A 12,602-nucleotide genomic window follows, 5' to 3' on the forward strand; every position below is an offset into this window, starting at 1 on the left:
CAAAACATAACTTGACTATTAATAAATACAACGGCAATTTGCAGTTGATAAATTCTATTCAAGAATTAGTCTCAAAAGAATATCAAGACCTGTTTTATGCAATTTTGGTGCATGGTAGTGTTGCAACCAATGAAGTGATACCCTATAGCGATTTCGATGGATTACTCATTGTTAATGACTTCTACGCAGATTCAAAACAATTGGAATCTTTTAAGAAGGAATCCATGAAATTGGTTTGTAAGTTTGACCCATTACAACATCATGGTTGGTTTCAAATCAAGAAAAGCGATTTAAAAAACTACCCAGAAAGTTACCTGCCTGTTTCAACATTGCAACACTCCAAGCTTATTCACCCTAAAGTAGAACACAAAGAACTAAACCTACAGGTAAGTTCAAACGTGGATTATAAAACCTCACTTTTCAAAATGCTGAAACAATTTGAAAAAAGAGACGCAGAGAATTGGAGACCTAATAATATGTACCAATTAAAAAGTGTACTGAGCCAGGTAATGCTAATTCCCTGTTTGTATTTCTCGGCAATTCATAACAAAGGTGTTTTTAAGAGAGAAAGCTTTGAGGCTGTAAAGTCTTATTTCTCAGAACCAGAGTGGATGCCCATAAAGTGTGCTACAGAAATTAGAACAAATTGGCATTGTTCACTTAATGGCTTTCAAAGGGCAATGTTTAGTTTAACAGGTACAACAGCCAGAAAGATTGTAACTCGTTTTTTTGCACCTAAAATACCAATTGCTGTCCAAAAAAAATTAAATGAGGAATTTTACGGAAACCTAATGATACTTGTTAGAAAAATAAAAGAAGATGTTGTATGACCTTTAAATTAATAGATCAACCCGTAAAAATTGCATTAAAACAATATAATGATTTAAGGACTAAGTTGGTAAATCAGTTGCTATCTGAAGGATCTGTTCTTAGCGTTTACCAAATGGGCTCTGTTAAAGATCCAGGTATCTCAGATTTAGATATTATATGCATTTTTAAGAATGACTCAACGTGTAATGCTGATTTAAGAAATAACCTTACTATAAACGAAAAGAAGATTCTAACTCATGGTATTTTTGGCTTGGAAGTAAAAGATTTAGAAAAAACAATATCCTATAACCTATTGTCTAATCTTAAATTCTTGGGAGGTGAAAACTTAAACCTAGATGAAAACCAAACCATTTTCAGTCAAGAACTTAAAGACCAAATCGCCCTAGAGTATATGATAAAAATGTATATCACCTTAGATACACAAATCAAATTAAAAACAGTAAAACTTCGTTCTTTTTTATTGTTGGGCAAGGCAATTAAGTTCGACTTGGAACTGTTGGGAATTAAAGATGGAGAGCTTTTTAACTTAGTCAATAAAATATTGGATTATAGGAGTACATGGTTTAAAAACAAACATAAAGAGAAAGAAATAAAAGAGCTGGTTCTAAGTTTTTATTTAGAGTTAGAACAATTGCTAATGACTATCCTAGAAAAAGAAGATTTCTATCTGCCATATAATAACATTAGTTTGCCTGGCAATTTTAAAATTCTCAGAGGCGAATACTTTCATAAAGACCATAGAGGTATAGTATTGCCAAGTGTTTTTCAATTTATGGGAAAGAAATTCATAAATTTACAATACCGCTTGAATGAATTCAAATATTACATCCCATATAAAATTCCTGGCGATTCTACTCTGTTAGATGATAGGTTTAAATTTAGTAAGCAAATGGTAAGTAAAAATATGGTGTCTTATCCGCATTATATGGCAATCACTTCTAGTTTGTCAATATATTAATCCAAAGTGTAAGAATAGTTGATGAAGATATTACATTGTCTAAATAGCCCACATATTGGCGGTATTGAGCGTTTAGTTATTGAACTAGCTAAAGAACAAAAGCAGCAAGGACTTGATGTTTCTATAATGCTAGACACTAGGAAAGGACAGTTCTATGATTTTTTGATTGCTCAGAATATACCAATATTAGATTCAGGTATTAAAAATGGATTTGATATGAGTTTAAGTACATATACCAGGCTTAAAAATGAGTTCAATGAGTTCAGCGTTATACATTTGCATAGTTTTTCCCCTATTCGTTCAATAGCGGCATTAATGTCTTCGGCAAAGGTGTTATACACAATTCATGGCCTTTCAAAAAATGTTCGTAAAGAGAATCTTTTAAAATATAAGGTTAGGGAATTTTTAAAAAAACAATGTCTTAACAAAGTTGATTACTTTATTGCGAATTCTGAATTTACCTTGTCAAAAGCCAAAACACATTATGGGTTAAAAAAGATAAAACATAAAGCGGTTTTAAATGGAGTTTCTTTAGGATCTTTTGTCAATACTGATTATATAGGTAGCAAGACCGAATTTACAATAGGGATGGTCTCTAGGTTTACGCCAAGAAAAAGAATAGACAGACTGATCAATGCTTTTGATTTATTTCTTAAAAAGGGATTGGACGGACGCTTAATATTGGTTGGTGATGGTATTAACTTTAGTGATATAAAGAGGCAAATAAAAGTGATGAATTTAGAGAAGAAGGTTGATCTGATTGGATATACCAACAACGTAAATATTTATTACAAACAATTTAATGTTTGCGTTCAACCCTCCGATAATGAAGGTTTTGGTTTAGTGGCTGTAGAGGCTTACCTTCATGGTTTGCCAATGCTGGCTTTTAATGATTCTGGTGGTTTAATGGAAGTTGTGTCACCTCTAGAACCCAAAGACGTTGTAAAGAGCGAAGAAGAATTGGCAGAACGTTTGTGTCATTATTATCATAATAAACATGAAATTGTTCAGAACGCTAAGCTTAGAAAGGCATATGCAATCAAAAATTTTTGCATTACTCGAATGGAAAAAGATTATCAAGAAGTTTATAATGAGTTAATGGGATAATTACTTAATTTAAAAAGGTAAGAAGTGTATAATTTAGGCGGCAGTGTATATTGGAATAGAAAAACCTTTAAAAAATGGTTTGCAACCAGACCAATCAACTTAAAGTGGATGCTATTGGTCATTCTAGTATTTCCTATGTTCGCGGCAACTTGGGAAATGAAAAAATCATCCGGGTTTTCTCCACTTCAGTTATTAGGTCTTTTGGTGTTTGCCTTTGCGTTTATGTCTATTATTAGTAAAAAAACTAAAGCTCCTAATCTCTTTTTTTTATTTTATGTTTTCCTTTTTCTATTAATCACTAATTTGCTGTTGGTGTTTTTTTATGAAGGTTCATTTTCTCAATTTGGGGATACTATACGGACTATATTACCCTTCCTGTTGTTCTTTTATTTCAGAAAACATTTAAATTCTGTTATTGATATTGAAGGGTTTTTGATAACATTTTTAATAGCTTCTGTTTTTCCGATATCTACCTTATATTATGAGATTTTGTTCAATCCAATAAGGGAAGTTTATAATACAGCTTCGCGAGGTGGCGGTTTAAGGTTAAGTGGGTTTTATGCAGATTTGTTCGGTTATATGAGCCATCTTATATGTGGTTTTATATGCTATTGTTATTTCTATATAAAATACAGTAAAAGAAAAAGTAAACATTTTATATTTAGCAATGTTGGTTTTTTGTTTGTGCTCTTAATATGCTTAATAGGTATTTATAATTTGCGCCATCAAGCTTCTTGGGCAGTATCTCTGATACTTCTTTCAATGTTTGTGTATTTTATAAGAAAACAAGTGTCTGCATTTCAATTGTTTGTTTTCTTTATTATAGCATTAGGTGTAGGAGGTTATTTTTATACCCAGATTTTTGAAACTTTATTTGCAAAGGATATTGCGGTCTATGAAGGTGGGGCAAAAGAAACTGCTGCACTTAATGGTAGGGTCTATCTATGGAAAAAATATTATGCGTTTTGGGAAAATTTCAATGTACTTGGCCAATGGATTGGAGCTGGTTTTGCACAGCATGAAAAATCTAGTGTAATGATGAGCGGTGGAATGCATAATGATTATGTGAGATTTTTTTTCTCCACAGGCATAATAGGAATACTATGTTATGTGTCATTTCTGATATATCTTATTAAAAAGACATTAAAGACCAGAATAGTGGAATTTAAATTCCTGTTATTAGCTTCAGTGATAGTAATACTAATGTACAGTATCAGTGCACTTCCTTTATTGGCATCAGGAGCATTAATGTATTTTGTGGTCGCAATAGCTTCACAAATTAATAAAAACATAGTATGATAAGAATATTATGGCTGTCACCTAATTTCAACCATTATAAAGCTCGCTTTTTGAATCATTTGGCAAAAGAAAGTGAGATTGAGCTTAGTGTTTTGTCAGGAAGCGGGAGAAGTCAAATGGGAGATAAAAAAATCACTGCTAATTGGAATTTTCGTCATATTGAGAAAAGTGTATCAAAACAAAAATTTGGTTGGTCTATACCTATTGTCAGGCACTTAAAATCTGTGTTTTCGGATTTCGACTGGGTACTGATACCTGCTGAGAAAAAGAACTTACCTCTTTTTTTGTATTTATTGTACTTGAGGAAGAGTAATCCTTCTACCAAATTAATTTCTTATAACCACCCTATTCTCAAATCCAAAAAAGGAAAGACAACTTTATTGGATAGGGTTCTGACTAAGTTTTATTTCAATAAATTAGATAGGGTTATTTTTTATACAGAAGAGAGTTATAAATATATGGTGAATGAGAACAAAATAATAAGTCCAGAAAAAGCTTTCTGGGCAAATAACACACTAGATAATATTGAGATTGCAAAAAACTATACCTTTAATTTGCCTCCAGCTAATCAATTTAATATACTTTTTATAGGCCGCCTAATAGCTACGAAAAGACTGGACGATTTATTAAAATATTATGCTCAGTTAAAAGTTGTTATATCTGGCCTAAAACTAGAGATAATTGGAGATGGTCCACAAAAGAATATTATTGAATCAGCAATAATGCAAGATGATTCTATCATTTGGCATGGAGCTGTTGTAGATGAGAGTGAAATAGCACCAATTATGCAAAGGTCGTCTCTCATTTTTGTACCAGGCCATTCAGGCTTATCTATAAATCATGCCTTTGCCTATGGCCGTCCATATATTACTTTAAGAGGGTCAAGTCATGCGCCTGAAATTGATTATATCGATAACGGAAAAAACGGATATATACTTTCGGATGATAATGAAGTTGTTAAAAAAATATCGGAACTATTGAAAAATAGGGAAAAGCTAGAAAACTTTTGTCACAGCGCCAATGAAAAAGGTAAACGACTTTCAGTTCAAAATTGGGTACAACAAATAAAGATAAGCCTAATGCATGAGTGATAAAAAGCCTAAAATATTGTTTATTGGCCCTACGCCACCACCTTACTCCGGACCAGAACTGAGTATGCAGCAATTCTTGGAATCAGAACTGCTTAATGAAGCCTTCGATATCACGTTTTTAAAGACCAATTTTAGAACAGATAACACTAAGAAAGGAAAGCTAGACTTTTCTATGTTCACTAATTTCTTTATTTACTTCACTAAACTCTTAAGGCACTTAAGCTTTAAAAGACCAGCTTGTGTATATTATCCTGTAACACCTACACAAATAGGGTGGGTTGGTAGAGACGCTTGGACAATATTATTAGGTAAACTTTTTGGTACAAAGGTCATCATACACTTAAGGGGTAGTCATTTTAAGTTAAATTTTCAGCAATTTAATATTCTAATTAAAAAACTGGTAGGTTTTAGCTTAAGACGGGTAGATTGTGCCATTGTACAGGCAGAATATCTTAAAGATCAATTTCAGCCGTACGTAAAACATAATAAAATGGCTGTGCTATATCAGGCAATGGATATAGAAGAATATTCTGACGATTATGATATTGAGACAGAAAATGGAAAAATATTGGTAATGGGTCATATGACCAAAGCCAAGGGATATACGGATATTTTAAAAATAATTCCTGACATTTGCCTAGAGTTTCCTAAGGTAAAATTCTATTTTGCTGGAAACATAAGAAGAGGGGAAAGAGGCGTGTTCTATAACCAATATACCGGTGAAAAGATTGAGTATGAAAACCCATACGAAGCTGAAGCAAAAATTTTGAATTCAAGATTTAAGGACAATTATGTAAACTTGGGAATCATAAGCGGTAAAGATAAAATGAAGCACATACAGACTGCCGAAGTATTTTTGACAGCTTCGTATTCTGAAGGGTTTTCGAGATCCTTATTGGAAGCTATGGCAATAGGAAAACCAGCAGTCTTTACACCAGTTGGGGCACATCGTGAAGTTTTTGAAAATGAAGTCCATGGTTATACGTTCATTCCAGGGGATTTAGAACAAATGAAAAAAGCCCTAAGGAAAATACTAAGCGATGAAAACAATAGAAAAGCAATAGGAAGAAACAATAGAAACAATGTTGTAGAAAATTTTTCGATTGAGACCATTGCTAGTAATTTTAAAGGTATAATCACTAAAACTTTGGCATCGTGAAAATAATCATAAGAAGAATAGTGCATTATTTGGGCAATCTGTTGAGGTTTGTACAAATATCATTTTTAAGAGCCTCTGGTGCAACTATCGGCAAGAATACCATGATTAGCTTAGGGGCCAAAATTGATGTGAGAAGAGGAAAAGTTACTATTGGGGATCATTGTCTAATTACTCATGGTTGTTATATCCTATCTCACGATGGTGCAGCACATATTATAAACCCAGAAGACAATGGAACTGGTTATGTAACCATTGGCGATCATGTGTTTATTGGTGTCAATACTGTTGTTATGAGAAATGTTACAATAGGTAGTCATGCTATAATTGGTGCTGGCTCAGTAGTAAATAAAGATATACCAGAAGGTGTGGTTGCCGCTGGCAATCCTATTAAGATTTTAAAAGAATTAGAAAAACCTTATAGATCTTTACCAAAGGTTCATAAAAATGTAGATTAATGCAACAACTCACACAAAAACTAGGTTCTGGTGACATGGTCATACAAGAAGTCCCTTACCCACAATTGGGCAAAGGTATGGTCATCGTTAAAAACCATTATTCTATCATCAGTGCAGGTACCGAAGGCTCAACAGTTGCTGCGGCAAGAAAAAGCTTAATCGGCAAGGCAAAGGAACGACCACAGCAAGTAAAGCAAGTCATAGACACCTTAAAAAAACAAGGCCCAATTCAAACCTACCGTGCCGTGATGAAGAAATTAGACGCCTACTCACCACTGGGTTACAGTTGTGCTGGCGAAGTTATAGAAGTAGGAGAAGGGGTTACGGAATTCCAAATTGGCGATAAAGTAGCTTGTGCTGGTGCTGGTTATGCCAACCATGCTGAAATTGTATCAATTCCAGTTAACCTTTGCGTCAAATTAGACGACAACGCAATTCTTAAGGATGCCGCCTACAATACTCTTGGTGCAATTTCCATGCAAGGAGTACGTCAGGCAGATTTAAGATTGGGAGAATCCTGTGTCATTATAGGTCTTGGATTGTTAGGGCAACTGGCTGCACTGATATTAAAAGCGTCTGGTGTTACCGTTATTGGTATAGATGTGTCAGAAGCAGCAGTCAACCAAGCGATTGAAAATAAAGTGGTCGATTTAGGGTTGACCAGAAATGCTGCAGGAGTTGAAGAACAAATTCTAAATGCCACACAAGGCCATGGAGCGGATGCGGTAATCATTGCAGCTGCAACCGATAGTTTAGATCCTATAAATTTTGCTGGCGCCATAGCACGCAAAAAAGGTAAAGTCGTTGTATTGGGTGCAATACCCACAGGTTTTGATCGCGATCCATTTTGGTACAGAAAAGAACTGGAACTCAAAATGGCCTGTTCTTACGGTCCTGGACGTTACGACTTAAACTACGAGGAAAAAGGCATCGATTACCCATTACCTTACGTGCGCTGGACGGAGAAGCGCAACATGGAAGCGTTTCAGAAGTTATTGGCGACCAAACGTATTCATATCGATTACTTAACCACGCACGAGTTTGATTTCGATAATGCAAAAGATGCTTTTGATTTGGTGGTATCCAAATCCGAACCGTTTACGGGAATTGCTTTAAAATACAATACAGACAAACAAGCGACCAAGTCAAAAATAGCAACAGCAACAACCGATAAACTCGGAAAAATAAACATTTCATTTATCGGGGCAGGAAGCTATGCCCAAGGGAATCTCTTACCCAACATTCCTGAAAGTGCTGAAGTGGGCAGAGTAGGAGTGTTAACCAATACTGGAACCACCTCTAAACGTGTGGCCGAAAAGTTCAAGTTTCAATTCTGCGCAACGGAAGAAGCAGACGTATTGGATGATAAAACCAATACCGTATTTGTGGCAACACGTCACGACTCCCATGGGGCTTATGTTTTAAAAAGCCTAGAAGCCAATAAAAATGTCTTTGTTGAAAAGCCTTTGTGTTTATTGGAGTCGGAATTAGAAGACATTATTGAAGCACAATCCAAAGCCAATAAAGCGGTAATGGTCGGCTTCAATAGACGATTCTCGCCGTTGACAGCCAAACTAAAAAAGGCGGTGGGCAATAATCCCATGACCATGATCTACAGAATTAATGCTGGGTCTATACCGAAAGATAACTGGATTCAAGATGCAGAGATAGGTGGTGGCAGAGTTTTAGGGGAAGTATGCCATTTTATTGATTATTTAACCTACCTCAACGGTAGCTTGCCAATAAAGATTTCAGCATCTGCATTACCAGATGCCAATCAATTGAATGATACAATCAATATTTTAATCCAGTTTCAAAATGGGTCTTCTGGCGTTATCGGTTACTATGCCAATGGCTCTAAAGCTATGACAAAGGAATATGTTGAGGTGTTTTCGGCAGGAATGTCAGCTACCTTGGATGATTTTAAAGTATTGAGAATTTACGGAAAAGGAAAACCCAAAAAGAAAAAATTGCTCAATCAGAATAAAGGACAAAAAGAAATGGTCACGGCATTTGTAAATGGTTTACTTAACGATGGTAAAGCACCAATCCCTTTCAAAGAAATTGTAGCGGTAACTAAAGCGTCGTTTAAAGTTCTGGAATCTATAAAATTAGGAGGGCAACAAGTTGATGTTTAAGTCTTCTGTCATTCAGAACGAAAGCGAAGAATCTCTTTAAGAATAATACGCTTTATTTATCAAACACAGATTCTTCAGTCACTGCGTTCCTTCTGAATGACAAGTAATATAGGAGCATTGTGTTTTTAAGAGCGTTATGTCATTCACAGCATATTGTCATTCAGAGCGAAAGCGAAGAATCTCTTTAAGAATAACACGCTCTATTTATCAAACACAGACTCTTCAGTCACTACGTTCCTTCTGAATGACAAGTAATATCGGAGCATTGTGTTTTTAAGAGCGTTATGTCATTCACAGCACATTGTCATTCAGAGCGAAAGCGAAGAATCCCTTTAAGAATAACACGCTCTATTTATCAAACACAGATTCTTCAGTCACTGCGTTCCTTCTGAATGACAAGTAATATCGGAGCATTGTGTTTTTAAGAGCGTTATGTCATTCACAGCATATTGTCATTCAGAGCGAAAGCGAAGAATCTCTTTAAGAATAACACGCTCTATTTATCAAACACAGATTCTTCAGTCACTGCGTTCCTTCTGAATGACAAGTAATATCGGAGCATTGTGTTTTTAAGAGCGTTATGTCATTCCCAGCATATTGTCATTCAGAGCGAAAGCGAAGAATCTCTTTAAGGATAATACGCTCTATTTATCAAACACAGATTCTTCAGTCACTGCGTTCCTTCTGAATGACAAGTAACTTAGGAGCACTATGTCATTCAGAGCGCAGCGAAGAATCCTCAAAAAACAATAATGTTAAATTTCACTATATTTCATAAATATAACAAACAGCATAAAGGCGATCCGGTAAAATGAAATGAAAACATTAGGGAGTCACAATTATTACGTTTACATCCTAACAAACAAAAATAAAACGGTTTTATACACGGGAGTAACAAACAACCTTAAAGAAAGGTTATATGCACATAACCACCCAGAGCCTTTCTCAAAAGCATTTACCGCAAAATACAAATGTTACTATTTAATTTACTACAAGCACTTTTTTGACATAGAAGAAGCCATTCGCATGGAAAAGGTCGTAAAAGGAAAAAGCCGACATAAAAAAGAAAAACTTATTACCGAATTTAACCCGAGTTGGAAATTTTTAAATGATGATCTGTAGTAGGTTACTTAGGACAATGTATTTTTAAGAGCACACTGTCATTCAGAGCAAACTGTCATTCAGAGCTGTCAGGCTGAGCTTGTCGAAGTCGCAGCGAAGAATCTATTCTAACCATACACAGGTACTTCAGTCACTAAGTTCCTTCTGAATGACAAGTAATATCGGGGCACTATGTTATTCTGAGCCTATCTGCATTAAGCACAGTCGAAGCGTAGAAATCGCTGTGCAGGAACATCAAAAACCCCATCAACAATAGTGGAAACCACTTACTTTCAGATTCATGTATTAATAATCCGCCAATCAATCTGAATCATTTTAAAACCAAAAAAATCAATAAACACTACCCCATTAAAAAGAAAGACCCTAAATTTGACCCGTGCAATACATACCGTTCAACCTACCTACTAAAACACACGCGCCTTGCCATCACCAAATTTCAAAAAAAGCTTTCAAAAACTAAAGACCTACTGCGAATCCGAAGATTTCAAAGGTTGGGATCCGTATGACGGGATGAATTCCAAAATCTTTCAAGCATTACCACTGAAACATTGGGATTTAGCGCGTTTGGCCTGGATTCAAGGCTTTAAAAGAAGCCCAATAAATTTTAGAAAAGCATTGCTCGTGCCTAAAGAGCATAATTCTAAGGGCATCGCACTATTTCTGCTAGGCTACTGTAGGCTTTACCAAGCAACCTTAAAAGGGAACAAGGACTTTGGCTCGGAAACTGAACAACTAAAACAGATTAAATACATTACCCAATTGCTTTTAGACATGAAAGTAGAAGGCTTTTCTGGGGCATGTTGGGGCTACAATTTCGATTGGCAGGCAAGACGATTGTTCTTGTTCAAAAAAAACACACCAACAGTGGTGGCTACGGCGTTTGCTGTAGAGGCACTTGTGGAGAGTTATAAAATAACCAAAGACCCTCAAGTTCTGGAGGTGATTAAATCTTCAGCCCATTTTGTGCTCAAGGACTTATCCAGAACCCCACATAAAGATGGGTTTCTGTTTTCATACAGCATCAAGGATGGAAACAATACCGTGATCAATGCCTCGCTTTTGGGAGCAAAGATTCTAAGCTTGGTATATAACTTTACAAAAGAGGAATCCTATAAAGATTTGGCAGCAACAGCTGTGAAAACGGCATGTCAATTGCAAAACGAAGATGGCTCCTGGATTTACGGATTGCTGCCTGTACAGTCATGGATAGACAGTTTTCATACAGGATTCAATCTAGATGCGATAGAAACTTACCAACAACAAACCGGAGATAAAACCTTTCAAAAATATACTGACAAAGGGTGGACATATTATGTCGAAAATTTCTTCGAAGCAGATGGGAAGCCAAAATATTACCACAACAAGACCTATCCCATAGATATACATTGCCCAGCTCAGGTCATTGTAACGGCATCAAAATTAAACCAGTTCAAAACTCATAAAGAACTGCTTGAAAAAACCTTAAACTGGACCATTGATAATATGCAATCCAAAAAAGGCTATTTTTACTATCAGGTAAAAAAAGGAATGAGCTCCAAGATCTCATATATGCGTTGGAGCAATGCCTTTATGTTTAATGCCATGGCACACTATTATTTAGAATCTCAAGGAGACGTATGAAATCAGAAACTTTAAATGGTGTCATAACCTATGCTCCTAATTCTAGAGATGAGCTCATAGACTTTGCCGTAAAACATCAAAAGATTTTGGTAGCGGTTAATGCCGAAAAAATATTACATGCCACCGACGAAAGTAGAGCCATAATAAATAGAAACCTGGGCTACCCAGATGGCATCGGAGCAGTTTGGGCCTTGCACAAAAAAGGGCATAAGGAAGTGGTGAAAATTCCAGGATGTGAGCTATGGCTCGATATGGTTAAAAAGCACCACAACGACAAATCGTTTTACCTCGTTGGTGCTAAACAGGAAGTAATAGAAGCTACGGTGAAGCAATTAAAATCAGAATATCAAGGTATACATATATGTAACTACAGAGATGGGTATATAAAGACTGATGAAGAAGAAAGACGCCTAATTGAGGATATAAAAAAGCACCAACCCGATATTGTGTTTGTGGCGATGGGCTCGCCAAAACAAGAACTGTTAATGGAGCGCATGCAAAAACAACATCATGGTGTTTATCAAGGCTTAGGAGGTAGTTTCGATGTCTACACGGGTAACGTAAAACGCGCTCCACAGTGGTGGGTAAATAATAATTTGGAATGGACTTACAGACTCATCAACCAACCCACAAGAATAAAACGCCAAATACACTTGGTTAGGTTTTTTATTAATTTAATTTTGGGGAAGTATTAACGAGTACTAGTATATGATATATGTAAGACAGATGTGATTGGGGCAGTTAAGATAGAGCTCCTTCGGTTCTCCTTCGGTTCTCCTTCGGTTTTCCGTCGGGTCTCCCTCGGGTATGCGTCGGGTCATA

Annotated in this window: 11 protein-coding genes; all 11 read left to right on the forward strand. The window is 35.8% G+C overall.

Annotated elements, in window-relative coordinates; all coding sequences use genetic code 11:
* The first annotated feature begins 11 nt into the window (after positions 1-11).
* The 11 genes from SIB89_RS12320 to SIB89_RS12370 all read left to right on the forward strand — a co-directional run bounded on the left by SIB89_RS12320 (position 12) and on the right by SIB89_RS12370 (position 12,475).
* A complete protein-coding gene (locus SIB89_RS12320; protein WP_412560013.1) occupies positions 12-830 on the forward strand; it encodes a hypothetical protein in 819 nt (272 codons plus the stop codon).
* Positions 827-1,789, forward strand: coding sequence for a hypothetical protein (locus tag SIB89_RS12325; RefSeq protein ID WP_412560014.1), 963 nt, complete (start codon positions 827-829; stop codon positions 1,787-1,789). The genes SIB89_RS12320 and SIB89_RS12325 overlap by 4 nt, the downstream gene beginning before the upstream one ends.
* Positions 1,790-1,810: 21 nt before the next feature.
* Positions 1,811-2,896 (forward strand): glycosyltransferase family 4 protein, encoded by a 1,086-nt coding sequence (locus tag SIB89_RS12330; protein ID WP_412560015.1) that lies wholly within the window; start codon positions 1,811-1,813, stop codon positions 2,894-2,896.
* A gap of 24 nt (positions 2,897-2,920) precedes the next feature.
* Positions 2,921-4,195, forward strand: a complete 1,275-nt coding sequence (locus SIB89_RS12335) for an O-antigen ligase family protein (protein ID WP_412560016.1) — start codon at positions 2,921-2,923, stop codon at positions 4,193-4,195.
* Positions 4,192-5,286, forward strand: coding sequence for a glycosyltransferase family 4 protein (locus SIB89_RS12340; protein ID WP_412560017.1), 1,095 nt, complete (start codon positions 4,192-4,194; stop codon positions 5,284-5,286). Before SIB89_RS12335 ends, SIB89_RS12340 begins: the two co-directional genes overlap by 4 nt.
* Positions 5,279-6,445 (forward strand): glycosyltransferase family 4 protein, encoded by a 1,167-nt coding sequence (locus SIB89_RS12345; RefSeq protein WP_412560018.1) that lies wholly within the window; start codon positions 5,279-5,281, stop codon positions 6,443-6,445. Before SIB89_RS12340 ends, SIB89_RS12345 begins: the two co-directional genes overlap by 8 nt.
* Positions 6,442-6,900 (forward strand): acyltransferase, encoded by a 459-nt coding sequence (locus SIB89_RS12350; RefSeq protein WP_412560019.1) that lies wholly within the window; start codon positions 6,442-6,444, stop codon positions 6,898-6,900. Before SIB89_RS12345 ends, SIB89_RS12350 begins: the two co-directional genes overlap by 4 nt.
* The gene (locus tag SIB89_RS12355; protein ID WP_412560020.1) at positions 6,900-9,038 is read left to right on the forward strand and encodes a Gfo/Idh/MocA family oxidoreductase; all 2,139 of its coding nucleotides are present in this window, start codon (positions 6,900-6,902) and stop codon (positions 9,036-9,038) included. The genes SIB89_RS12350 and SIB89_RS12355 overlap by 1 nt, the downstream gene beginning before the upstream one ends.
* Before the next feature lie 816 nt (positions 9,039-9,854).
* Complete coding sequence (locus SIB89_RS12360; RefSeq protein ID WP_155088367.1) at positions 9,855-10,160, forward strand: GIY-YIG nuclease family protein; 306 nt, start codon at positions 9,855-9,857, stop codon at positions 10,158-10,160.
* Positions 10,161-10,580: 420 nt separating this feature from the next.
* Positions 10,581-11,780, forward strand: a complete 1,200-nt coding sequence (locus SIB89_RS12365) for a delta-aminolevulinic acid dehydratase (RefSeq protein ID WP_412560021.1) — start codon at positions 10,581-10,583, stop codon at positions 11,778-11,780.
* A complete protein-coding gene (locus tag SIB89_RS12370) occupies positions 11,777-12,475 on the forward strand; it encodes a WecB/TagA/CpsF family glycosyltransferase (protein ID WP_412560022.1) in 699 nt (232 codons plus the stop codon). The genes SIB89_RS12365 and SIB89_RS12370 overlap by 4 nt, the downstream gene beginning before the upstream one ends.
* Positions 12,476-12,602 lie beyond the last annotated feature (127 nt).

Source organism: Winogradskyella sp. MIT101101 (assembly GCF_047126865.1).
Lineage (GTDB): Bacteria > Bacteroidota > Bacteroidia > Flavobacteriales > Flavobacteriaceae > Winogradskyella > Winogradskyella ouciana.

Coding starts and splice junctions, on each gene's coding strand:
- SIB89_RS12360 (WP_155088367.1), top strand. CDS start 9,855: ATGAAAACATTAGGGAGTCACAATTATTACGTTTACATCCTAACAAAC.
- SIB89_RS12355 (WP_412560020.1), top strand. CDS start 6,900: ATGCAACAACTCACACAAAAACTAGGTTCTGGTGACATGGTCATACAA.
- SIB89_RS12370 (WP_412560022.1), top strand. CDS start 11,777: ATGAAATCAGAAACTTTAAATGGTGTCATAACCTATGCTCCTAATTCT.
- SIB89_RS12345 (WP_412560018.1), top strand. CDS start 5,279: ATGAGTGATAAAAAGCCTAAAATATTGTTTATTGGCCCTACGCCACCA.
- SIB89_RS12325 (WP_412560014.1), top strand. CDS start 827: ATGACCTTTAAATTAATAGATCAACCCGTAAAAATTGCATTAAAACAA.
- SIB89_RS12330 (WP_412560015.1), top strand. CDS start 1,811: ATGAAGATATTACATTGTCTAAATAGCCCACATATTGGCGGTATTGAG.
- SIB89_RS12340 (WP_412560017.1), top strand. CDS start 4,192: ATGATAAGAATATTATGGCTGTCACCTAATTTCAACCATTATAAAGCT.